At 52.2% G+C, this 25,065-nt stretch carries 19 protein-coding genes; 8 read left to right on the forward strand and 11 right to left on the reverse strand.

Going from position 1 to position 25,065, the window contains the following annotated elements; all coding sequences use genetic code 11:
• Positions 1 to 21: 21 nt before the first annotated feature.
• From mnhG to KNP68_RS09375, 9 genes are all read right to left on the reverse strand, one after another.
• Complete coding sequence (mnhG, locus tag KNP68_RS09335; RefSeq protein WP_131471961.1) at positions 22 to 381, reverse strand: monovalent cation/H(+) antiporter subunit G; 360 nt, start codon at positions 379 to 381, stop codon at positions 22 to 24.
• A complete protein-coding gene (locus KNP68_RS09340; protein WP_131471963.1) occupies positions 368 to 643 on the reverse strand; it encodes a Na(+)/H(+) antiporter subunit F1 in 276 nt (91 codons plus the stop codon). The genes mnhG and KNP68_RS09340 overlap by 14 nt, the downstream gene beginning before the upstream one ends.
• Positions 643 to 1,119, reverse strand: a complete 477-nt coding sequence (locus tag KNP68_RS09345; protein WP_131471966.1) for a Na+/H+ antiporter subunit E — start codon at positions 1,117 to 1,119, stop codon at positions 643 to 645. The genes KNP68_RS09340 and KNP68_RS09345 overlap by 1 nt, the downstream gene beginning before the upstream one ends.
• Entirely contained in the window at positions 1,116 to 2,606 is a 1,491-nt protein-coding gene (locus tag KNP68_RS09350) for a Na+/H+ antiporter subunit D (RefSeq protein ID WP_131471968.1), read from the reverse strand. Before KNP68_RS09350 ends, KNP68_RS09345 begins: the two co-directional genes overlap by 4 nt.
• Positions 2,599 to 2,937, reverse strand: a complete 339-nt coding sequence (locus KNP68_RS09355; protein ID WP_131471970.1) for a Na(+)/H(+) antiporter subunit C — start codon at positions 2,935 to 2,937, stop codon at positions 2,599 to 2,601. Before KNP68_RS09355 ends, KNP68_RS09350 begins: the two co-directional genes overlap by 8 nt.
• Entirely contained in the window at positions 2,937 to 3,374 is a 438-nt protein-coding gene (locus KNP68_RS09360) for a Na(+)/H(+) antiporter subunit B (RefSeq protein WP_214756454.1), read from the reverse strand. Before KNP68_RS09360 ends, KNP68_RS09355 begins: the two co-directional genes overlap by 1 nt.
• Positions 3,371 to 5,779 carry a Na+/H+ antiporter subunit A gene (locus KNP68_RS09365; protein WP_131471972.1) on the reverse strand — a complete coding sequence of 803 codons (2,409 nt, stop codon included), beginning with the start codon at positions 5,777 to 5,779 and terminating at the stop codon, positions 3,371 to 3,373. The genes KNP68_RS09360 and KNP68_RS09365 overlap by 4 nt, the downstream gene beginning before the upstream one ends.
• A 430-nt stretch (positions 5,780 to 6,209) precedes the next feature.
• Positions 6,210 to 7,910, reverse strand: a complete 1,701-nt coding sequence (locus tag KNP68_RS09370) for a glycoside hydrolase family 13 protein (RefSeq protein ID WP_131471974.1) — start codon at positions 7,908 to 7,910, stop codon at positions 6,210 to 6,212.
• Positions 7,911 to 8,050: 140 nt separating this feature from the next.
• Positions 8,051 to 8,806: an alpha/beta hydrolase gene (locus KNP68_RS09375; RefSeq protein WP_021067946.1), complete on the reverse strand. Its 756-nt coding sequence runs from the start codon at positions 8,804 to 8,806 to the stop codon at positions 8,051 to 8,053.
• A 388-nt stretch (positions 8,807 to 9,194) separates the two neighbouring features.
• Between KNP68_RS09375 and KNP68_RS09380 the strand changes: the two genes are divergently transcribed.
• From KNP68_RS09380 to guaC, 8 genes are all read left to right on the forward strand, one after another.
• Positions 9,195 to 12,701, forward strand: a complete 3,507-nt coding sequence (locus KNP68_RS09380; RefSeq protein WP_214799438.1) for a chitobiase/beta-hexosaminidase C-terminal domain-containing protein — start codon at positions 9,195 to 9,197, stop codon at positions 12,699 to 12,701.
• 110 nt (positions 12,702 to 12,811) lie between these two features.
• Entirely contained in the window at positions 12,812 to 14,017 is a 1,206-nt protein-coding gene (locus tag KNP68_RS09385; RefSeq protein WP_214799440.1) for an NAD(P)/FAD-dependent oxidoreductase, read from the forward strand.
• 50 nt (positions 14,018 to 14,067) lie between these two features.
• Positions 14,068 to 14,730: a hypothetical protein gene (locus tag KNP68_RS09390; protein ID WP_214799442.1), complete on the forward strand. Its 663-nt coding sequence runs from the start codon at positions 14,068 to 14,070 to the stop codon at positions 14,728 to 14,730.
• Between the two features lie 110 nt (positions 14,731 to 14,840).
• Entirely contained in the window at positions 14,841 to 16,925 is a 2,085-nt protein-coding gene (locus KNP68_RS09395; protein ID WP_214799444.1) for a heparinase II/III family protein, read from the forward strand.
• Between the two features lie 109 nt (positions 16,926 to 17,034).
• The gene (locus tag KNP68_RS09400) at positions 17,035 to 19,044 is read left to right on the forward strand and encodes a catalase (RefSeq protein WP_131471982.1); all 2,010 of its coding nucleotides are present in this window, start codon (positions 17,035 to 17,037) and stop codon (positions 19,042 to 19,044) included.
• 145 nt (positions 19,045 to 19,189) lie between these two features.
• The gene (locus KNP68_RS09405; protein ID WP_131471984.1) at positions 19,190 to 20,374 is read left to right on the forward strand and encodes an MFS transporter; all 1,185 of its coding nucleotides are present in this window, start codon (positions 19,190 to 19,192) and stop codon (positions 20,372 to 20,374) included.
• A gap of 109 nt (positions 20,375 to 20,483) precedes the next feature.
• Complete coding sequence (locus tag KNP68_RS09410; RefSeq protein WP_214799446.1) at positions 20,484 to 22,541, forward strand: PAS domain S-box protein; 2,058 nt, start codon at positions 20,484 to 20,486, stop codon at positions 22,539 to 22,541.
• A gap of 201 nt (positions 22,542 to 22,742) precedes the next feature.
• Positions 22,743 to 23,726: a GMP reductase gene (gene guaC, locus KNP68_RS09415; protein ID WP_029596386.1), complete on the forward strand. Its 984-nt coding sequence runs from the start codon at positions 22,743 to 22,745 to the stop codon at positions 23,724 to 23,726.
• A gap of 28 nt (positions 23,727 to 23,754) precedes the next feature.
• On the opposite strand, the gene KNP68_RS09420 is transcribed toward guaC, so the two are convergent.
• Both KNP68_RS09420 and KNP68_RS09425 read right to left on the reverse strand, forming a co-directional pair.
• Positions 23,755 to 24,183, reverse strand: a complete 429-nt coding sequence (locus tag KNP68_RS09420; protein ID WP_051627766.1) for a GNAT family N-acetyltransferase — start codon at positions 24,181 to 24,183, stop codon at positions 23,755 to 23,757.
• Positions 24,183 to 25,043: an MBL fold metallo-hydrolase gene (locus KNP68_RS09425; protein WP_131471986.1), complete on the reverse strand. Its 861-nt coding sequence runs from the start codon at positions 25,041 to 25,043 to the stop codon at positions 24,183 to 24,185. The genes KNP68_RS09420 and KNP68_RS09425 overlap by 1 nt, the downstream gene beginning before the upstream one ends.
• Positions 25,044 to 25,065: the final 22 nt, after the last annotated feature.

Genomic DNA, 25,065 nt, shown 5'->3' on the forward strand with positions numbered 1-25,065 from the left:
CAATTCGGTTTCTGACAAGGTCTACTTTACATCTTTTTGGGCATCGGGGTACTTTTTCTTCAAATCATCTTGCGTCGTAAGTTCAGACAACGGAACTCCGGTTAAATAGGCTGCCCGAGACATCATGAGTGCAGCAAGCGGCGCCGTCAAAAAGACGAACAAAATCGTCAATAAAATCTTCCCGGAGAACATGCCTTCTATAACCAAAAAGTAGAGGAATGTCCCCGTCATGACGGTCATGACACCGAGCGTTGCACTTTTCGCAGCCGCATGGGTCCTACCGTACACGTCCGGGAAACGAATAAGTCCGATTCCGCCCATGAAGCTGAGAAAGCCGCCAATCAAACATAAAATCGCAATCAACCATTCAATCGCGGTCAAAGATATTCCCCCTCTCTATGAATTTCGATAAGGCAATCGTCCCGACAAACGCCAAAATACCAATCATCAAAATGACTTCCGCGTATGCAATCGTCTTTTGGAGAATCATTAGAATCCCAATCATCCCAATCAAGGTGATCCCAATCGAATCGAGGGCGACGATGCGATCTGGAAGGGATGGTCCCTTGATGATTCGAGCAAACGAAATAACGAGCGCGAATGACATGAGGATCAACGAGATCATGAGCAACACGTTAAACATCAATGTGTCACCTCCATGATGGCTTTTTCAAACGTTTCATGGATTTCTCGGATCATCTCTTCTTTATCCGGTACATGGATCGAATGGACAAAGAGCGATTTATTGTCTTCCGAAAAGTCCATGACAATCGTACCAGGTGTCAAACTGATGAGGGAAACGAGCAGTGTCAGCTCCCAGCCACTCTTTAGTTCTGTCGACACTTCAATAATCCCAGGCTCAATCTCAAACTTTGGACTGAGCAACACTTTCACGACGTCGATATTGGATAGAATCAACTCTTTAATGAACAGGGCGAGTAGTTTAAATGCGGCAATCACCCGGCGCATATAAAAATCAAAGTGGAGGAAGTGCCGGAGGACATATAAGATGAAAACCCCGACGAGATAACCGAGCAGGAAATCGACTCCGGTATAACTGTTCCAAAGCACCGCCCACAAAATGGCGATGGCCGTGTTCAATACGATTTGAAACGTCATGCTCCCCCTCCTCTCAAGACCGAATCAATATAAATCGACGGGTCCAACAACTGATTTGATGCATCAAGGAAGAACGAGAGGATCGGTTGCGCCGCAATCCCGAGCACCGTCGTCAAAATGACGAGCGGGACGGCCGGGAGCAACAACGCTCCGACTTTCGTCTTCCCTTGGGCTGTCGTGTGCTTTTGCTCACCCCAGAACACGTACATGAAAATCTTGATCATCGAGAAGAGCGTCAGCATCCCGACGGCGAGTGCAATCCCGCCGACGAGATATTGCTCTGTCTCAAAACTAGAAACGATGAGTGACAACTTGCTGATGAACCCACTGAACGGCGGTATTCCCGCAATGGCGATTCCGGTGATGAAGAACATCCACCCGAGGAGCGGGTGCGTCTTCAACAATCCACCCATTTGCTTCAAATCGGTCGTACCCGTAATCCGCTGCGCCGTCCCTGCGTACAGGAAAAGTGCCGTCTTCACGATGATATTGTGGACGATATAGTAAATCGCCGCAGCAATCGCAAGGCTCGTGTATAGCCCGAGACCGATGACCATATAACCGACCTGCGATACGATATGGTACGACAAGATCCGCTTGAAGTCGAAGTTCGAGACCGCTCCGAGACCGCCGATGACAATCGTGATGGCCCCGACCCAGATGAGGATTGGTTGGGTGAACTCTTGATTGTGCGGGAAGATGAGCGTGAACGTCCGGATAATCGCGTAAATCCCAACCTTCGTCAACAGTCCGCCGAACAATGCGGCGACCGCTGCGGGTGGCCCGAAGTATGAACGCGGTAACCAGAAGTAGAGGGGGAAGAGCGCGCCTTTCATCCCGAAGACGATGAAGTAAAACATCGCAATCACATTCAACACCCCGACTTGTTCGAGCTCAGCCACGCGCTCAGCGAGTTGCGCCATATTCAGCGTACCCGTCACGGCATAGGTGAAGGCCATTGTCGCGACGAACAAGATGGACGCGAAGATATTCATGACGACGTATTTGAGAGATTCACGTAACTGGTACTTCGTCCCGCCCATCACAATCAAGACGTAAGACGAGATCAGCATGACTTCGAAGAAGACAAACAAGTTGAAGATGTCTCCCGTCAAGAACGCTCCGTTCACACCCGTTAATAGGAAAAAGTAAAACGGGTAGAAGAAGAATTTCTCACGTTCCGGCGCGATTGTCCGAAACGCGAACAAGAGACAGAGGAGACCGACGATAGCCGACATGAGCACCATCGTCACCGCAAACAAATCAGCGACAAGGACGATTCCAAACGGTGCGGACCAATCACCAACTTCTAACACGACAATCCCTTCTGTCATGACGACGCGAACCAAGTAGATGGCGACGCCGAGCATGGACAGGGCGGTCAGTCCACTCAAAACGCGCTGTAGACCGATGTTCTTAGAAAACAGAATCATGACCGCTCCCATCACAAACGGGATAAGAAATGGAAGTACGAGTAGATTACTCATCAGGCGACCCCCTTAACTGATCTAAGTCGTCTGTCCGAAACACTTTGTATGTCCGATAAGACAGGACAAGTAAAAAGGACGTCATTCCAAAACTAATCACGATTGCCGTTAGCACCAACGCTTGTGGCAAAGGATCGGTGAACGTCTCCACGTTCAAATTCAAGAGCGGTGGACCGCCCGTTTGTAGCCCGCCCATCGTCAGAAGCAAGAAGTGTGCGCCATGCGACAATATGATGAGGGCGAGTACAATTCGTAATAAACTTTTCGACAGTAACAGGTAAGTGCCGATCATAAAGAGGACACCAACCGTAATTGACATGAGTATCTCCATTACGCATCATCCTCCGCAATCGCTAAAATAATCGTTAATGCCATACCAACGACGACTAAATAAATACCTAAATCAAACGGTAGCGAAGTCGCTACCCCCGTCTCCCCGAGTACAGGCAACTGCACGTACTCATAAAACTGGCTCAAAAACGGATGGCCGAAAAACATGCTCGACACACTCGTCGCTAGCGCGACTAGCAAACCGACAGCAATGATCGTCGTGAAATCAAAAGGCACAGCCTTTTTAATCCGTCTCATGCTAAATCCTAAATAGAGAAGGAGAAGTGCGCTTGCCGTCATCAATCCACCAATAAAGCCTCCACCGGGATTATTATGCCCGGCGAAGAACAAGTAAATCGAGAACGTAAACAAGATGAATGTGACCACTCGAGTAACGTTGCGAAGCATCAAGTTATTCGGTTTCACTTGCTTATTCATACATCTTCTCCTCCTTTCAAGCGCAGTTTAATCAATGTGACGACTCCAAGCGCGGCCACGGCGAGTACGAGTACCTCAAGTAGTGTATCGAGACCTCGGAAGTCGACGAGAATGACGTTGACGACGTTATAGCCTCCAGCGAGCTCTTTTGCATTTTCTAGGAAATACTCAGAAATCGAAACGTACCCTGACGAATTACCAAGCGCCATCGAACTGAAAGCGACGAGCGTCATCATGACACCGACACTCACCGAGATGAGCATGTTACTAATGTTCAAGCGCGGTGTGAACTTTTCTTTGCGCAACTCTGGCAAGTGATAGAACGCGAGCATGAAGATGACGAGGGTGACCGTCTCAACGAGCAACTTTGTGAGCGCGAGGTCTGGCGCCCGGAACACGATGAGCAAAAGTGCTAGCAAGAAACCGACGACCCCGACGACGATGACCGCGGTGATTCGATGATTCAAGAACGGGATGCTAATCACTGCCGCCATGAGCAGTGGAATCAAAATCCACATGAACGGCTCAATCACGCTCGTGTTCGACGTATCGATGGCGAATGCGTCGAAGCGCCAGAACGTATACCCGACGAGAAGCAACATGAACGTGAAGATATAGGCGAAGTAATCCCGCAACCGCCCTGTCATTTGGAGACGCGTGATCCACTGCGAGCCGGATGTGAGTCCTGTAAGCGCATTGTCGTAGAGCCAGTTGAGCGGGTCACGCTCGCGGTTATAGATCGCGAGTTTCGTCCAACGCCCCATCACATAGAACAACAGAGAAGCAACCAAGACGACACCAAGCGTCATCAAAAGCTCTGTGTTAATGCCATGCCATAGTTTAATGTTGACGACGAACTGTTCCCCTTCCGGCAAGTAAGTCGGTAAGATGGCTTGTTTAGCCGGCTCAATGATCGAGTACGACAACAAGTTCGGGAACAAACCGAAGACGATCACGAGGACGACGAGAATGATTGGACTAATCAACATCCCGAGTGGTGCCTCGTGCACGGTCCGCTCATAGTTACTCGGTTCAAACTTCCCACGGAACGTGCGGAAGAACATAATCAAACTGTAGAGGAACGTGAAGATACTCGCGATCCAGGCGATGATCGGGAACATTATCCCAAACGAACCGACATCAAACGCCTCGAAGTCACGAACGCTGAGCATCGCCGTGAAGAACTTTTCTTTACTCAAGAAACCGTTGAACGGTGGAAGTCCTGCCATCGAAGCGAGACCGATGAGCGAGACTGTGAAGGTGATCGGCATCACTGTCATCAATCCACCGAGCTTTCGAATGTCGCGTGTCCCGGTCTCGTGGTCGATAATACCGACCGCCATGAACAGCGCCCCTTTAAACGTCGCGTGGTTGAACAAGTGGAAGACTGCGACGAGAATCGCTTGTGTATACATCGGGTCGTCTGCCCCGTCCGTGAGCGCAGCCGAGCCGACGCCGAGGAGCGACATGATGAGCCCGAGTTGGCTGACCGTCGAGAAGGCGAGAATCCCTTTTAAATCCTTTTGACGGACAGCTGAGATCGAGCCCCATAACAGTGTAAAGAGTCCGACGAGCGAGAGCGTCCAAAACCAGACGTTCGAACCGCCGAACACTGGCGTCATCCGGGCGACGAGATAGATTCCTGCTTTGACCATCGTTGCCGAGTGAAGATAGGCGCTGACCGGCGTTGGTGCCTCCATCGCGTCCGGCAACCAGATGTGGAACGGGAACTGCGCCGACTTCGTGAATGCGCCGAGCAAGATTAAGAGCATCGCTGGAATGAAGAGCGGACTTGCTTGAACGGCATCGACGTTCGCGATAATTTCACGGATGCTGAACGTACCTGTCATTTGGAACAGTAAAATGAATCCTCCGAGCATGGCCAATCCGCCCGCTACGGTGATCAACATCGACTTTTGAGCACCTTTCGTCGACTTGTCCTTGTGGAACCAGTAACTGATCAATAGCGCCGATGCGATGCTCGTCACTTCCCAAAACACATAAAGGACGATCAAGTTATCCGATAAGACGACACCGAGCATCGCTCCCATGAAGAGCATCAAATAGAGGTAGAAGTTACCGAGTCGCTCTTGTTTCGACAAGTAGAAAATGGAGTACAGGACGACGAGCGATCCGATTCCCGTAATCAACAACACGAACAACATGCTCAAACCGTCTAAATACGCTGTAAATTCAATCCCTAACTCAGGAATCCAGCTGACGCTCTCACTGACGACTTCTCCAGATGAGATTGCCGGTAATCGATTCATGAAGTAAATGAAGAGTGCCGTCGGCAACAGCCAGACAAACCAACCCACATGGATTTTTGGTACATACTTAAACAACAACGGTATGATGAGCCCGAATAGAAATGGGGATAAGATCACCCAGTGCAATACAGACAATGTGTTCCCTCCTTTGCTTCTTAACCGCCCCTAAAAAGTAAAATATTTACAATTATGATTGTTGATTCCTTTTGTAGGAGTAGGTAGCTTTTTAGTGTCTGATTCCCTTCGTTTTATCAACAAACGAAACCGAGTAAAATATTTTTATTGCCAGGACGATTCTTTGTTAATTCTAAGTATAAAGCAATTTATAGAGACTTTCACGTCTCGATACTTGCCTTTTTTAGATTCAACTGAATCTATTAAGAAGAAACGTGAATTTTTCATATTTTTTTCACATTCATTCAGTGACTTTTAAAGTAAATATTTTTCCTTTTAATGACATTTTTAATTTTTATTCTCTTTTATTTTCAAACATATCACTACCTAATACTTTCCATTAATGACAAAAAAGCATTCTTCTGTCATAAGCAGAAAAATGCTTTCGGTTTTATGAGCAACGATATAGTCTTGCTTCGAACGGCCGCAGCATAAACGTGTCCGTCTCGATCGTCTCAGGGTCCATCTCGTTCGTCAATACGAGCGTCGCCTTGTCGAGACCAGGCAGCGTCGTCTCGGCAGGGTTCGCCGTCAAGTTGACGATGACATAAAACGTCTGTTGTTCGAACGTGCGCTCATAGGCGAAAACTTGCAGATGTTCTGGCAACAAATCGCGGTAACTGCCGTATGTGAACGTGTCTTCCGTCCGACGGAGACGGATCATCGCCTTATAGAACGACAGAATCGAATGGGCATCCTTCGATTGAGCGTCGACGTTGAGCGTCTCATACTCCTCATGGATCGGCATCCATGGCGTCGCCGTCGAGAAACCAGCGTGCGGTGACGCATCCCATTGAATCGGGGTGCGGACGTTATCGCGTGACGTCCCCCACACTTGTTGCATCGAATCGTTTTCACTCATTCCGTTGGCGATCCGTTCGAAGTATTCATTTTTCGTCGCCACGTCGTCATAGTCATGAATCGATGGCAACGGCACGTTCTTCATGCCAATTTCCTGTCCTTGATAGATGAACGGTGTCCCGTGCATGAAGAAATACATCATGCCGAGGGCGGTCGCGCTTTCGCGCCAGTAATGGTTCTCATCCCCGACGAGCGAGACGGCGCGCACCATGTCGTGATTCTCGATATAGAGAGCGTTCCATCCCGTCTCGAGCAGGCCTTGTTGCCACTTGTCAAAGATTCGTTTCAATTCGACGACATCGAGCGGTGCCAGGCGTGACTTGCGCATGATGTCGACATGGTCAAAGTGGAATGCCATGTTCATCGCCCCGTTGTCCGGCCCCATCCATAAGTCGGCCGCTTGCGGTTCAATCCCGTTCGTTTCGCCGACCGTCATGATGTCGTAATTGGCGAACGTCGCTTGTTTCATCTCTTGAAGATAATCGTGGATGCCGTCGATATTCGAATACATCGAGAACGCCGTGACGTACGATTTGCCGTCTGGAGACGGCAACATCGTCTCAGTTGGCATCTTCTTGATGTGGCTGATCGCGTCGACTCGGAAACCATCGATTCCTTTGTCGAGCCACCAGTTGATCATATCGTAGACGGCATCACGTACGTCTTTGTTTTCCCAGTTCAAATCTGGCTGTTTTTTAGAGAAGACGTGCAAATAGTATTGCTTGGTCGTCTCATCGTATTCCCACGCCGAGCCCCCAAAGATACTCGCCCAGTTGTTCGGAGGTGCCTCATCCGTTCCGTCACGCCAGATGTACCAGTCCCGCTTCGGGTCGTGTCTCGAACTTTTTGATTCGACGAACCATGGATGCTCGTCAGAGGTATGGTTGACGACAAGGTCTAACAGTAATTTCATTCCACGGGCATGGACGGCCTTGAGCAAGGCGTCAAAGTCTTCCATCGTCCCAAACTCTTGCATGATGTCTTGATAGTCCGAGATATCATATCCGTTATCATCGTTCGGGGACTTATACATCGGACAAATCCAAATCACATCGATCCCCAGGTCTTCTAAGTAATCCAGCTTGTCAATGATACCGCGGAGATCCCCAATCCCGTCTCCGTTCGAATCTTTAAAGCTACGCGGGTAAATCTGATACGCGATTGCTTCTTTCCACCACGTGCGGGTAACCGTTTTTTTCGCCACTTGTTCTCTGCTGACCATTGACTCCATACGCCGCTTGCCTCCTACATCTCATCATTTATATTTTATATACTTGAACAGCAATACCTGTTTTAGGATGAATCTAATCCTAGAATAGCACTTGTGCAAGCGTTTGCAAATAATGAGATATAAAAAATGTAGTCCGGAGACTACATTTTCGGGGCTGTCGCAACTTGTTCACAGAATGCGCCGATGACGTCCGCTAACCGCTCCCGGTCATGGTCCATCGTCGCCACATGGTACGACTGTTCGAGCACCTCTCGTTGCTTTGGAGCTTGAACAGTCTCGTACAACCACATCGAGTCCTCGGGCGGCACGACATTATCGATGGCCGAATGGATGACGCACGTCGGTACGGTCACCTCGGCCGCCATCGGTCGCACTTCCTCGATGAGCGCGAGTAATTCTCGAATGGCTGACGTCGGCACTTTGTCGTAGACAATCTCGTACACGCCTGGTGCACAGATATCCGGTTCGTCTTCATCAATGAAACGACAGACATCGTCCGTGGCGTGACAGGCATAGCCTGGCACGGACAACGCCGCATTGATGGTGACGATCGCATCGGCCTGTCCGGCCAAAGCGGCCTTCATCGCCAGCGTCCCGCCCATTGACTGCCCGACAACGATGACGTGTCGACATCGCTCACGCAAGAGACGGATACCGGCTTCCATCGACTCATACCAGCAGCGGCGTGTCGATTGCCGAAACTCTTCCGGATCCGTCCCATGTCCTTTGAGCCGCGGTGCGAAGACGGTGAATCCTTTCTCCATCAAGGCGATTCCGACGTCACGCACACTTTGAGGCGTCCCGTTAAAGCCATGGCATAACAAGATGCCGATATCATTTCCTTCATAATAAAACGCGCCCGCTCCCGGGATGACCGGATAAGTAATTGTCGTCATTCGTTTCCTCCCCATTTAATCCACAGTTAACCGATACACTTAATTGTATTAATGAATTGTAAGAGTTGGGGGGCGTCCCGTCAACCCGATTGCCTACTTGCTCAGTTCTCTTCAAGTCTGTAATCAAACTGTAATATGAACTTCGCAATAAGTGGATTGAGTTCTGACGTCTGCTTGGTTATGTTTAACATGTAGTTGAAAAGTTGGTAAATGATAGTGAAATCCGTCAATCGATGGAGGGAGTACGAACGCAACTTCCTTACGTCAAGTCGAGTAATGTAAGCGCTATCATTTCGTTTTGGCCTAAAGAGGGCATCCGCTCAAGCAAGTGACCACACGAACTGGGACATCGTATCGGCTATCTACATAATCAAAGGGAGACTAACACATGGGGAAACCACAAGCACGTTCATTCAAACAAATGACCGGACTCGCCTTATCAGCCGGACTCATCGTCAGCAGCATGACGCCAATCGCGGCAAACGTACACGCAGAGACGCTGAACGCTTCAGACCTGTTCATCTCGGAATACGTTGAAGGCTCGAGCAACAATAAAGCGATTGAACTGTTCAATGGAACGAATGCGGCCATCGACCTCTCGGCCTATAAACTTGAACTGTATTCAAACGGCGGTACGGCTCCAGGCACGACCCTCAACTTGACAGGTACGCTCGAGCCAGGTGGCACGTATGTCATCGTCAACGCCAGCGCGAGTGATGCCTTGAAAGCGAAGTCGAACACGACAAGCGGTGTGACGAACTTTAACGGCGACGACACGCTCGTCTTGAAAAAAGGGGACACGGTGCTCGACGTCTTCGGTCAAGTCGGATTCGATCCGGGTACGAAATGGGGAACGACGGTCGCCACGGCTGACCAGTCGTTGGTTCGGAAAGATACGGTCACGACAGGGGATGCGAACGGCGCGGATGCGTTCGACCCGGCCACTGAATGGAACACACAACCAATCGATACGTTCACGAACCTCGGATCACACACGTTCCAAGGCGTCGACTACGGCGATGGCGGTACGGTAGAACCACCGGCGCCGGTCACTCCGATTTCAATCAGTGACGCCCGTACGAAAGCCGAAGGTGAAACGGTCACGATTAAAGGAGTCGTCACGGCGAAACTGGCCAACACGATTTCGATTCAAGATGCGACAGGCGGACTCTCGGTCCGTCCGACGTCACTTGCCGTCAACGTCGGTGATGAAGTCGTCGTCACGGGTGCCATCGGTTCGTATCGTGAATTGCTTCAATTGAACAGCGCCGTCGTCGTGTCAAAACAAGCGGCGAGCGTCCCAGCTGCGCAAGTCCTCACTGGCGAACAAATCAATGAGGACGTCGAGTCTGAACTCGTCACCGTCAATAACGTCACCCTCTCAGGTAGCGGGCAAAACTTGACGGCGACGGATGGAACGAAAGAGTTCGTCGTGCGTGATGAGCGTGGCATTCTCGATTTACAGACGGACGTCAACTACTCGTCGATCACGGGTATCGTGCAACAGTTCGATAATACGTATCAAATCATTCCGCGCGACGTATCTGACACAGTCATCGACGCATCGGTACTCCGTCCGGCGACAGCGAAGCCAGGTGCGGGCACGTTCGTCGGTCCACAAGACGTGACACTTTCGACGACGACAGCGGGCGCTGACATCTATTACACGCTCGACGGGTCGGACCCGAAAGTGAACGGTACCCTTTATACGTCACCAGTCCGCATCGAGGAGACGAAAACGCTCAAAGTTGCCGTCAAATCGGGTGATGCGTTCAGCGCCGTGACGACGTTCGACTATAAAATCACGGACAAAATCCGCATCCATGACATCCAAGGCGCAAGCCACACGTCACCGATGAACGGACAGACTGTTGAAGGCGTCGAAGGCGTCGTCACGTACTCGTTCGTCTCGATGGGTACGACGTATTACTATATCCAAACGCCTGACATGGAAGCCGACCAAGATGCACGCACGTCAGAAGGGATCATCTTGTATGGTGGCCGTTCGATCGCGGGCATCCAAGTCGGTGACCTTGTCAACGTGAAAGGTCTCGTCAGCGAGTACGCCATCGAAGGCTACAGCGACCGTCAACAGACGGATATGAAGATGACGCAAATCGATACACGCAACGGAAGTGTCAACGTCGTCAAGAGCGGTGTCACACTCCCGACGCCGGTGAAAATCGACGCGTCGAACTTGCCGACCGAGTTCATCGACAGCGATGCCCTCGCCGTCTTCAATCCGGAAAAAGATGCCATCGACTTCTGGGAGAGCCTTGAAGGGATGCGCGTCGAGACGGGCAACCTCAAATCGGTATCACCGCAACAGAACGGCGACCTCGTGACCGTGTTCGAAGCAACACCGACCGAGACGTTCAACGGTGGTATTCTGTTGAAAAAAGATGATGCCAACCCGGAACGGATTCAATTCCGTCTCGAACCGAATGCCGACGCTCGTGATTTCGATGTCGCGACCGGTGACCGCTTCAATGGCCCGATCGTCGGTGTCGTTGGATACTCGTACGGCAACTATAAGATTCAAGCAGGTCTTGATGAGATGAAGGCTGCCTTCATCAAAGGTGACGCCAAGCGTGAGACGACGTTCATCGAAGCTGAAGAGGACAAATTGACGATCGCCTCTTACAACCTCGAGAACTTCTCGAACAACGTCAAAGAGACGTCGGACGAGAAAGCCCTCAAACTCGCGAAAGCGTTCGTCGAGGAGTTGAACAGCCCGGACATCATCGGTGTGACCGAAGTCCAAGATAACAACGGGGAAGGCACAGGCAATTCTGCGGCCGACCAAAGCTACCAACGCTTGATCGACAATATCGTCTCGATTGGCGGCAAATCGTACAAGTACGTCAACATCGATCCTGAGTACAATAAAGACGGCGGCGCACCAAATGCCAACATCCGTGTCGGCTTCTTGTATGACCCGGAACGTGTCTCGCTCACAGAAGGCATCCCTGCCGGTGACGCAACGACAGCTGTCGGTTATGAAAACGGCAAGTTGACGCACAACCCGGGCCGCATCGACCCGCTCAACCCGGCGTTCAACAGCTCACGTAAACCGCTCGCGGCCCAGTTCGACTTCCAAGGCGAGAACGTCGTCGTCATCGCCAACCACTGGAACTCGAAAGGTGGCGACACGGGCGTCTTCGGCTCAAAACAGCCGGTCGTGCTCGGTAGTGAAGTCCAACGGAAACAAATCGCTCAAATCGTCCATGATTTCGTCGCTGACGTGAAGACGGACAATCCAGAAGCGAACGTCGTCGCCCTCGGTGACTTCAACGACTTCGAGTTCTCGGATGCGATGCAAATCTTCAAAGGCGACTTGATGACGAACATGGTCGAGAAAGTCCCGGCCGTCGACCGTTACTCGTACGTCTATCAAGGGAACTCGCAAGTGCTCGACCATATCCTCGTGTCGAACCATTTAGCGGCGACGACCGAAATCGATATGATTCACGTCAACGCTGACTTCACGGAGATGTCGGGCCGCGCCAGTGACCACGACCCGGTTCTCGCACAAATCGATCTCACTCCGGAGCCAGAAGTGGAATTGACGCGTTACACAGTCGAGAACAACAAGGCTGCACGCCTCGTCCTCCAAGATGACTTCATCGGCGTGACGATCGGCAAAGGCACGAACTTCAAGAACGGCATCTTCGTACGCGGCGCCTACACGGAATTGACAGGTGACCCGCTTAAAAACATCGTCGTTCAAGTGAAACCGAAAGAAGCCGGTGCCATCATCGACTTCGACGGCGCAACTGTCAAAGAAGTAATTGTCGATGGAACGAACCTTGCGGAAATCCGCGGGGCAGAGAATGTGAAACGGATCAGCTACACGAAAGGCGCATCCGCGAACACGGTCGTCATCAAAAAATAACGATCGAATCGAATACGCAAGCCGCAGACAGATTGTCTGCGGCCTTTTGCGTTTTCATTCGTGAAATTCGGGGATTAAGTAGAAGATGCTGATTATCGGAGGATGACGTCATGGAGATGCACAACGGGAACTTATATTGGCCGACCACAGAATCGGAACAGATCGTCTTACAAAAACCAATCAAGAAAGAGCGCTACGACGTACTCGTCATCGGAGCGGGCATGTCGGGAACGCTGACAGCCTATACGCTTTACAAGGACGGTGTCGATTTCGCCGTCATCGACCAAGGGAAAGTCGGAGCCGGGAGTACGGCAGCGAACACAGGGCTCATTCAATACTCGAACGACATCATGTTGCACGAACTGGCCGAACAAATCGGTGAAGCGGACGCGGTCCGCTTCTATCAACTGTGTGCCGAGGCGGTCGATGCGCTCGACGAGGTCGCCGGGACGGTTGACGCCAAGGACGTCTATATCCGGCGTGACAGTCTCTGTTTCGCCAGCAGCGAGGCAGATGTCTCCAAATTGAAACAGGAGTATGAGATGCTGACGAAACACGGACTCGCGGCCGAATGGCTCGACCGGGAGGCGTTACAGGAACGCTATCCGTTCGATAAACCGGCCGGCTTGATCACGAACGGCGATGCCGAGGTCAATCCGCTCACGCTCAGCCGTCAGGTCGTCCGCTACTTGTCGACCCAAAACGTGCCGATCTTCGAAGAGACGGACGTCACAGAAGTCGTCGCCGACGGCGACGACTGGCTCGTTTTGACGCCATCAGGGACGTTCAAAGCGGGCCACGTCATCTTTGCGACCGGCTATCGCCCGGCCCCGCTCCTCGACACCCATCGGATCGAACTCAACCGCTCCTATGCGATTGCGACGAATCCTGTCCCTGATTTCGCTGACTGGGAAGGTCAGGCGCTCATCTGGGAGACGAAACGACCGTACCTCTATTTACGGACGACCGTGGACGGTCGCATTATCGCCGGCGGACTCGATGAAGAAAAGGCAGAGACCCCGCATAGCGAGGCGCTCATTCAAAAGCGGGCCGAGCGGTTGCGCCAAGAAGTCGAGGCTTTGTTCCCGATGTACAAGTTGACAGTTGAATACGCCTGGGTGGCCCTGTTCGGTGAGTCAATCGACCAACTACCCTTCATCGGGGAACATCCGGATCGTCCCAACCTCTACTATTTGCTCGGGTACGGGGGCAATGGCACGGTCTACAGCATGTTAGGTTCTAAAATCTTGAGTGCGTTGGTACGCGGTATCGATCATCCAGATGCTCGGATCGTACGGCTAGATCGGACACGTTAATCCCCTGACATCAGGGGATTTTTTCATACATATGCATTGGAGTGAGTGAAATGACAACAAAACAAAAACCAAAATGGGTATATCGTCTGAGGCGCGGCCTTCTCTTCATCCCCGCCATCGCCTTGACCGCCTACGTCTGGCCGCATGAGTCGACCGAAAAAACGACTGATGAAACCGTCACGCAAGCAGATGCGACTGACGACGCAGGACGTTACACGATTGAAACGAGACAGGCCGTGAAAGAAGATGAGGCCGTCCGCTATACGTATGACATCATTGTCCACGGACAACCTGACGTCGAGACGCTCCAATCCATCAGTCAAGATGTCATGGACGAGGTGACGGCGCGCGATACGTTCCAAGCTGCCCTTCTCCGCTTCTATGATCACGAAGCTTATATCGGTACCGAATCTCCACTCGGCGAAGCCGTGTTTGCTCCCGAGGGCGATTGGAGTTTAGCGGATACGGTGCAGCCCGGAGCCTATGAGGAGATGACATTCGGCTGGCAATTGAAAGAGAAGGAATGGGATGCGCAACTGTCAGACGAGGAAGCGCGCGTCTGGCAAGTCTGGAATCGCGTCTACGAGGCCGAGCAATCGGACGACCCTGACTTGAAAGCGAAAGTGACCCGAACCGTTTCAACGAAATATGATCTCAATCCCGAAACGGTCCAACGTATCGTCTTGAAGCAGAGTGTCTGGGCCGCGTTATAACCTGATTCATCCAAAAAGATAGTTCGAATTTTCCTTTCTTTGGCTAAATATATAATTGTATACTAATTGTATACATGTAACCGTTGAACGGTCGGAGAAAGGAAGACGTTATGAAACGATGGATGCTTTTATGCCTACTTCTGGTTATGATCGGTGCCACTTTGACGCCGCGACAGGTCGACGCCGCATCAATTTCACCTTATGAGGTGAGTGCGCCTACCGGCACGACGCTTTATCAATTTGTCGGAAAGACGCTCAAGCCGAAAGGAACGTTGCGCGCGGCAAAGCGGTTCAAGGCGCTCAGTACGTCCGGTCACTATTATAAGATTCAAGACGGAAGAACCATCTACTACGTAAAAAAGCAAGCCGTCACACTAGTGGCGACGAACTTGTCGCTGACGACGTTTTCCGGTTCGACCTACTCACGGCTGACTCACGAGTATATGCGCTCGCTCACCCGGGGACAGACGCCTTACTATTACGATGAGTTGACCGCCAAAACGGCCATCGCCCGGGCCGACGCAGCCATGAAGGGGAACTGGTATATCCCGTCCCCGCCCTATCAGTTGCGTGTCCCGAACATCGATACATACCGTTTTGATGTCAGCGTCCCTGCGGTCGATTCGACGTCATTCAAGTTTCAAATCCATTATTTCACGACGTTGAACCAGTTGACGCAAGCGTATGCCGCCACCGGACGAGACGATTATCTCCGCTACGGGAAGCGAATCGTCACGAGTTGGACCAAGCAATACCCGGCCGCGAACTATACACGCTACCGCTGGCCGTATCACGACCATGGCACCGCCATCCGGACGTTCCATTTGCTCAATTTCTGGAATGAATTCCGCTCGTCCGCAGTGAACACCGATCCGGCGTTCTCGCAGCTGTTCGCCAAGACACTGTATGAACACGCGACACTGCTGGCGACGCCAAGCTTTTATAAACCGAACAACAATCACGGCATGTTCCAAGATATGGCCTTAACCGCCGTCGCGGAGACACATCGGAGCTTTTATCGTTCCTCGGCCTGGCGCTCTCTCGCGACGAACCGGCTCACCCAGCAGTTGAACCACAGCTTGAGCACGGACGGCGTCCATCTCGAGCACTCGCCGTTCTATCAAATCTATCTGTACGACACGCTCGCCCGTTTCAACGACTGGGCGGCAGCCAACCGCTTCGCCCTATCGAGCCGGATGCGTGACGTCAAAGATATGCCGAGCGCGCTGACGTATATGTTGAAACCGAACGGGACACTGCCGATGTTTGGCGACACCCCGTCCATCACGCACCGCACGGACGCGATTCCGTATATCAATCGCTATCCACACTTGAATTACGCGATGACACAAGGGAAATCGGGAACCCAACCGTCGACACGGGTCGGTAAGCTATCAAACCAGTACGCCTTCTTCCGTCAACATTGGGGCGGGGCTTCTGGTCCGTTCCGGGACGCGGTCCAAGTAATGATGACGGCAGGCTATCATAGCAATATCCATAAGCACGCCGACGATTTGTCGATCGATCTGTACGGCTATGGGCGTGACTTCCTCGTCGAGAGCGGACGCTACGCCTATACGAACCGTCCCGAGCGCAGCGTCGTCATGCAGGCTGCGGCCCACAACACCGTCCATGTGGCGGGTAAGAGTTTCAACTTGACGCCGAGCAACTTGCGGCGAAGCCAAATCACATCGGTCGGTGCTGCATCGACGCAATGGACGGCCGCGGGAACGAGCGGGCTACTTGGTAACGGGATGACGCACACCCGTCGTCTCGCCTACGACCGTGATGGGACCGTGCTCGTCTATGACGACATCACCAGCCCGACCACGACCTCGTTCGTCCAGCGATTCCATCTCGGGACCGGTTTGAATCGCGTCTCGAGCGGCAGCCGTCATGCCATGTATAAAGACAACGAGAACCGCTCGATCCATCTGTTACAACTCGAGGTCGGCACGACGCCGAAAGTCGCCGTCGGTGCGAGTTATGTGTCGTATCGGGACTACGACTGGCAACGCCGCAATCAAGTCGTGACGACAAAGCGTGGCAAGCAAGTCGAGTATTTGACGCTGATTCATATCGGCGAGAAGACAACCAAAATCACGTCCGCCACGGTCCAGACGACGTCACGCCACTATGTCGTGCGCTACAAACTGTCGGACGGCAAGACGAAAACCTTATCGATGTTACGCTAACCTCCATTTCAAAAATGGGGGTTTTTTCTTGAAGTGTTAGGGAACATTCGTAAAGTAGGCCAAAATGTGGCTTACGGCGTGGACGTATACTTAAAGGGGAGGCACGAATATGGGGAACAAGAAAGAAGAGCAGTTAAAACAACATATGATCGATAACGAGCAACAAGCCGGGCTCACGACGAACCAAGGATTGAAGATGGCGGAGGATGAATTCTCGCTCAAAGCCGGACGTCGCGGACCGACATTGATCGAGGATTTCCATTTCCGCGAAAAGATGACGCACTTCGACCACGAACGGATTCCTGAACGTATCGTGCACGCACGAGGCGTCGGGGCGCATGGGGAGTTTCAGGTTTATGAGTCGCTCGCCGAGTATACGAAAGCCGACTTCTTGAATGACCCGTCGAAAGTGACGCCGGTGTTCGTCCGTTTCTCGACGGTTCAAGGTTCGCGTGGGTCTGGGGACACCGTGCGCGACGTCCGTGGCTTTGCGACCAAGTTCTATACCGACGAAGGCAACTATGACCTTGTCGGGAACAACATGCCGGTCTTCTTCATCCAAGACGCCATCAAATTCCCGGACCTCGTCCACGCCGTGAAACCGGAGCCGCACACGGAAGTACCTCAAGGCGGCAGCGCCCACGACACGTTCTGGGACTTCGTCGGACAAAACCATGAGACGGCCCATATGATCATGTGGGCGATGAGCGACCGGGGCATCCCGCGTAGCCTTCGCATGATGGAAGGGTTCGGTGTGCACACGTTCCGTCTCGTCAACAAAGAAGGCAAGGCACACTTCGTCAAGTTCCATTGGAAACCAAAACTCGGTGTTCATTCACAAGTCTGGGACGAAGCGCAGAAAGCGCTCGGTAAGAACGCTGACTTCCACCGCGTCGACTTGTACGAGGCGATCGATAAAGGCGATTATCCGGAATGGGAGCTCGGGCTTCAAGTCATCGCCGAAGAAGACGAGTTCAAGTTCGACTTCGATATTCTCGATCCGACGAAACTTTGGCCGGAAGAAGATGTGCCCGTCAAACTTGTCGGGAAGATGATGCTTAACCGCAACGTCGACAACTTCTTCGCTGAGACCGAGCAAGTCGCGTTCCACCCTGGTCATCTCGTTCCGGGAATCGACTTCTCGAACGACCCGCTCCTGCAAGGGCGCCTGTTCTCGTACACCGATACGCAACTGTCACGTCTCGGGGGACCGAACTTCCATCAAATCCCGATCAACAAACCGGTCTGTCCGTTCCACAATAACCAGCGCGACGGCATGCATCAGATGGCTGTCCATAAAGGACAGACGAGCTACCATAAAAACGCGCTTAACAACAATCAGCCGGAGCCCGTCCCAGCCGACCAAGGCGGGTTCGAGCACTATCAAGAGAAAGTCGACGGTCATAAGATTCGAGGCCGGAGCGACAGCTTCCTCGACTTCTACTCACAAGCGAAGATGTTTTATAACAGCATGACCGACGTCGAAAAGCAACACATCCAAGATGCCTGCAGCTTCGAGCTCGGTAAATGTGAGTCGGACATGGTCAAAGAGAATGCCGTCGACCTGTTGAATCGAATCGACCGTCACCTCGCCTCGGTCGTCGCTGACAACCTCGGGGTCGACCTCCCGGCCGAGAACAACGAAGTCGTCTCAGACAAAGCCTCACCGGCGCTCAGCATGGCCAATACGATTGCGAAGCCGGACACGAAGAGCGTCGCCGTCCTCTTGGCCGGAGACGTCGATGCCGCGCAAGTGAAGGCGTGGGTGCAAGCGCTCGCCGATCATAAGGTCAATTACAGCCTCGTCGGCAAGAAATCATATACGCTCGGCGATCTTAAAGTGAAAGAGACATACGACACGGTCGACTCGAGCCTGTTCGATGCGGCTTTCCTCGTCAGCACCGCGACCTCGGTCGAAGACGACGTGCTCGAGTTCATCGAGAACACGTATAAACACTTCAAACCGCTCGCGTTGCATCTGCATCATGATGAAGTGCTCGACCGTTGCCGCGTGAAGACGGACCAGCCAGGTGTATACACGTTCAAACAACATAGCCTCGATGGCTTCGATACGTTTATCGACGGCATCGCAAAGGGCCGGTTCTGGGACCGCCAATAAATGCTTGACGTAACCGATTCGCTTCAGCGAATCGGTTTTTTGATTAGAATGCGTCTGTTCGGACAAACCCCTCTTCGTTTGTTATACTGCTTTAGTTATGTTTATTAACTATTTATAATCAAATGAAACAGGAGGCGGGTGGCAGATGCATTTAACCGCACAAAAACTATGGACGAAAGACTTCCTCATCATCTCTCTCGTCAACTTCTTCTTAACGCTCATCTTTTTCTTATTGATGGTGACGATTGGTGTCCACGCCGTCTCGGCATATGGGGCTTCGACGAGCGAGGCTGGCCTTGTCACCGGCATCTTCATTATCGGGACCCTCGTCGGGCGACTCTTTATCGGGCGCTTGATCGATTCGATTGGACGTCGCAAGACGCTCCTAATCGGCCTCACGTTCTTCACCGCTACGATTTTGCTCTATTTCCTCGACTTTGGCATCGGCTTCTTACTGTTCACCCGCTTTGTCCACGGTCTCGGGATGGGACTGTCGAGCACGGCGACGGGAACGATTGTCGCCCAAGTCATTCCCGGCTCCCGAAAAGGTGAAGGCATCGGCTATTACAGCATGAGTTCGACGCTCGCCACCGCCATCGGACCGTTCGTCGGTTTGATGATGAGCCAATACACGAGTTTCTCGGTCATCTTTCTCACCTGTCTCATCGTCGGTCTCATCAGTCTCGGGAGCGCCTTGTTCGTGAAGGTGCCTGAAGCTGAGAATCCGCAAGTCATCCGAGGGTTTTCGCTCGGTGCATTTGTCGAACCGAAGGCGTTACCGATCGCGCTGATCATCGGCGTCGCCGCCCTCAGCTACTCGAGCGTGCTATCCTATATTAATTTCTATGCGAGCGAGCTCGACCTTGTCGAAGCCGCGAGTATCTTCTTCCTCGTCTATTCGATTGCCGTCCTCATCTCGCGCCCGATCACGGGTCGTCTGATGGATGCACGCGGCGCCAATGTCGTCATGTATCCGGCTATCGTCCTGTTCGCCATCGGCATGCTCGTCTTGAGTCAAGCGAACAACGCCGTCATGCTGTTACTCGCTGGGGCATTGATCGGACTCGGCTTCGGCAACATCCAGTCCGGCACGCAGGCGATCGCCGTCAAGGCTGCGGACCCCCATCGGATGGGCATGGCCACGTCGACGTTCTTTATCGCGCTCGACGCAGGCCTTGGATTCGGCCCTTACTTGATCGGATTGCTCATTCCGTTGACCGGTTTCTCAACGCTGTATCTGTTGCTTTCCGGTGTGGCCTGCTTCACCGTGCTCCTCTACTACTTGATGAACGGCCGCCGCGAGCGGACCGAAATGAAACGAGCAGCCTGACAGGACTTTTCACAGTCCTGTCTTTTTGGAATGTTCACACATTTTGTCTCAACTTGCGGTAATATGAAAATGACGCGCCGAAAAGTTTTTGATTGAAATGAGGGACATGATGCACGCCGACCAGACCATCCAACACTATTCCTCCGTCCTGCTCCGTACGTTCGACAAAATTTCAGATTTTGTCTTCTTTATGGAAGTGGACGGTTCAACTTATCGCTACTTATTTGTAAATGAACCGGGACGACAGGCGATTGGCTGGACAGATGCCGATATCGGGAAACGTGTCGAGGACATGGTTCCGCCCGAGACGGCCACTCTCGTCACACGCCATTATGACCAGGCCGTCCGCGAACGAAAAAGTCTCGTCTTCGAGGACTATCGCTTGGCCGAACCGTCTTATACGACATCGTCCGTCTCACACGAGATTCGCTTGCCGGTTCATTACTATGAATCCGAGGTGACGCCGGTCTTCGATGAGTCGGGTGCCTGCACGCACGTCATCTCGGTTGTCCGAGAAGTGACGGACCGGAAACGTCGTGAACTCGAGCTGTCTATCTTGAAAGACCAACACGAATCGCTCCAACGCTATTCACCTCACGGCATCTTCGTTCTTGACGACGCATTACGTGTCCAATCGGTCAATCCTGCCGTCACGCAAATCACTGGCTACGAGGAAGCCGACTTGTTGGGGCAGTCTTTTCTGTCATGGCTACCCGAGTCGGAACGGGACCTTGTCGATGAGGGCCTCCGCTTCGCCTTGTCCGGAACGCCGCATAAATACGGCATGACCGCACCTCAAAAGACGGGCGACTGGCTTGATTTGGCCATCTTGAACATCCCGATCGAGGTCGGGGGACACATCACGGGACTGTTCGCCATCATTATCGACCATACGCCGGAGAAGAATGCCGAACGGGCGACCCAGGAGAGCGAACGTCGTTATCGCCAATTGATTGAAACGATTCCTGAAGGCATTATTGTCCATAAAGACGGTGTGATTCTATATGCCAACGCCTTGGCGCTAGAAACGATTGGCGAGAGGTATATCGAGAATGAATCGATTTTCACGTTCGTCGCCACGGAATATCATGAGACGACCAAGGCACGCCTTCATGCGTTGCGCCAAGGCGATCCGGTCCAAGACACCGAGGTCGTGCTCGTCACCCCGGCTGGACGAAAGCTGCATATGGATATCGGCAGCCTGTTAATCAATTATGAAGGAAGGACTGCCGTCATGACCTTGTTGCGCGACGTGACTGAGAAGCGTGAGATGGAGCGGGCGCTTCATCAGAGCGAGACGCAATATCGTCTCATCACGGAGAACATGAGCGACCTCGTCTGTATTCTCGAGCGTGACGGACAAGTTCGCTACGCCTCGCCATCCCATCAAACCGTGCTCGGATATGCCCCTTCTTTCTATGATGGCAAGAACACGCTCGACTTCATCCATCCGAACGACGTCGAACCGGTTAGACAACAACTTCGGATGATGACGGCGACGAGCGAGCCACTCACGCTCGAATTCCGACATCTGCATCAAGATGGCCGTTGGATTTGGCTCGAGACGAAGATTCAAGCGATTTATGACGACAGCGGGCAACTACTTCATTATTTGACCGTCACGCGTGAAATCATGAAACGAAAAGTGCTCGAGAAGCAGCTTAAGCATTTGGCTTATCATGATACGTTGACCGACTTGCCGAATCGGCGCTACTTCCTTACCTATTTAGAAGAGACGTTAGCACGGTTCACAGAAGAAGACGAGGCACTCGCCATCTTGTCGCTCGACATCGATCGGTTCAAACAAATCAATGATACGCTCGGTCACGACATCGGTGACGAGTTGCTGCGCCAATTCTCCGCTCGTTTGACCGACGTGTTGCGCAACCAAGATGTGATCGCCCGCTTCGGCGGTGACGAATTCTCAGTGCTCATCCGCTACACAGAAGCAGACGCACCAAAACGGGTGGCCGAAAAACTGATCACCGCCCTACAACACCCATGGCAACTAGAAAACCATTCGTTCGTCACGACTTCAAGCATCGGTGTGGCCCCGTACCGTGCTGGCATGTCGACGAAATTGTTGCTTAAACAGGCAGACTTGGCCCTTTATCAGGCGAAAGCCAACGGGCGCAATCAATACGTTGTGTATGAAGACCGCTCTTAAAGCGGTCTTTTTTCACGTGAAACATTTTAAATTATCATCTAAACACGAACATTAAATACAATTAAACGAAAATCATAAAGAATTTTTACCTTCTATCACCATATTCCTTTGACATATATCTCGATTTAAGTTACATTACCGAATGGGCGAAGTATTTACCAATCAACAAATCAAATTGTTCGTAAATAGGGGTGTGACAACATGGATAAAGTATTTGATTATGAAGATATTCAATTAATTCCCGCAAAATGTGTCGTTGATAGCAGATCTGAATGTGATGCGAGCGTGACGCTCGGAGGCTTCACGTTCCGACTGCCGGTCGTTCCAGCCAACATGCAAACGATCATCGATGAGAAAGTGGCGTTATCACTCGCCGAGAACGGCTATTTCTATATCATGCATCGCTTTAACCCGGAGACGCGACTTCAGTTCATTGAAGATATGCATGGACGCGGTTTGTATGCATCGATCAGTGTCGGTGTGAAAGAGGACGAATATCGCTTCGTCGAGATGCTCGCGGAAGCCGGACATACGCCGGAATTCATCACAATCGATATCGCCCACGGCCACTCGAATGCGGTCATCCGGATGATTCAACATATCAAACACCATCTTCCAGGTTCGTTCGTGATCGCCGGGAATGTCGGGACACCAGAAGCGGTCCGAGAACTCGAACATGCCGGGGCGGATGCGACGAAGGTCGGCATCGGACCAGGTAAAGTCTGTATCACGAAAATCAAGACGGGCTTCGGCACTGGCGGGTGGCAACTCGCCGCGCTCCGTTGGTGTGCCAAGGCGGCGACAAAGCCGATTATCGCGGATGGGGGCATCCGGACACATGGAGACATCGCCAAATCGATTCGCTTCGGGGCATCGATGGTCATGATCGGTTCGCTGTTCGCCGGACACGACGAGTCTCCGGGTGAGGCGTTCGAACAAGACGGAAAATTGCTCAAAGAATACTTCGGGTCGGCTTCTGAATTCCAAAAAGGGGAACGGAAAAACGTCGAAGGCAAGAAAGTGTTCGTCGAGCATAAAGGGGCGCTCCAAGACACGTTGACCGAGATGGAACAAGACCTCCAATCGGCCATCTCTTACTCGGGTGGGGACAATCTCGATGCATTGCGCACTGTCGATTACGTCATGGTGAAAAACTCAATCTTTAACGGGGATAAAGTATATTGAAAAAGGCGACTCGCGCGAGTCGCCTTTTTTATAACCGTTTCGTCATCATATAGTAGTCCGAACCCGGCGGATAATCACGGAGCACACCGGCGACTTCATAGCCGAAGCGTTCATAAAATGCCTTCGCCTGAAACGAGAATGTCGTCAACTTGACACGCGTCGCTCCGAGGTCACGGGCAAACCGCTCCCCTTCCTCGAGCAGACGGCTCCCTAGGCCGGTCCCCGTATGTTCTGACGCGACCCAGAGCCGGTCCAAGTCGAACCAGCCCCAATAGACGCTCCCGAACAATCCTGCGATTACGTCCCCGTCCTGTTCCACTTTCAGCTGGACGACCGGCACGTCCGCGTTGCGGATCTCACGATGGTGCACCGAGTGGGTGTCATTGAACATCCGCAATCGACTCGTCAAAAACTGTTGAAATGCTTCGGCCTCGTCGTGAATCCGTATGATGTCCATCACCGTCCCTCGCTCGAACCGTTCACGAAGAACGAGATCAGCTCTTGCACTTCCTCGTCGACGGCCCGACCTGTCAAACGCTCGTACTGAGCGGTTATCGCTTCTTTATTTCCTGGGAAATTAGTGGTGATTCGGGCCAAATGGCGTAAAACGTCTCGGTCTTTCTCATATTCGGGACGGGTCACGACTTGGCCATGCGACCAGACGTACGCCTCGGCCTCAAACTGATCGAGTAGTTCTAAGAGACGCAATGTCCGTGCCGGGGTCATCCTCCAAGACGGCGCGTACAAGTTCGCATAGAGGGCATCCCCTAAAAACAGCACCTTTTCCTCTGGCACATAAGCGACGACCGCATCAGCAGCGTGATCTCCACCAACGTGCTTCAGAATGACGTGTACCCCGCCGAGGTCGAGGGTGAGCGTATCATCGAACGTCAGCGTCGGTAAGACGACGCGCATCGACCGCTCCGCACCATATTCGAGTTTGATCGCTTCCGCACAAAACGCAATCTCTCGTCCGTCTTCGACCCGGTCGGCTAAGGAAGCATCGTCCCACGCATAGGGCAGCAACCGTTCCATCCCGGCTTTTGTCGCCGTGCTTGCGACGGAGACAATGTCGGTTAGCGCCGACAATCCAAAGATATGATCCCAATGCCAATGCGTCAACGTGACGATTGACGGTCGTTTGATGCCCCGTTCGGTCAAGGCGTCTAGAAATAAATTCGTGTGCGCCTCAGAGTTCCCCGCATCAATCATGAGCGTATGGGCGTCGCCGACGACAGCCCCTAAAATGGGACGGTCGGTCTCCGCGACCGGGTCCATATACCAAAATCGGTCCGAATGCTGTTTAAGTGACTGCATGATTGGCCCCCTCCTTCATCTG

Source organism: Exiguobacterium sp. s50 (assembly GCF_018618175.1).
Taxonomy (GTDB): domain Bacteria; phylum Bacillota; class Bacilli; order Exiguobacteriales; family Exiguobacteriaceae; genus Exiguobacterium; species Exiguobacterium chiriqhucha.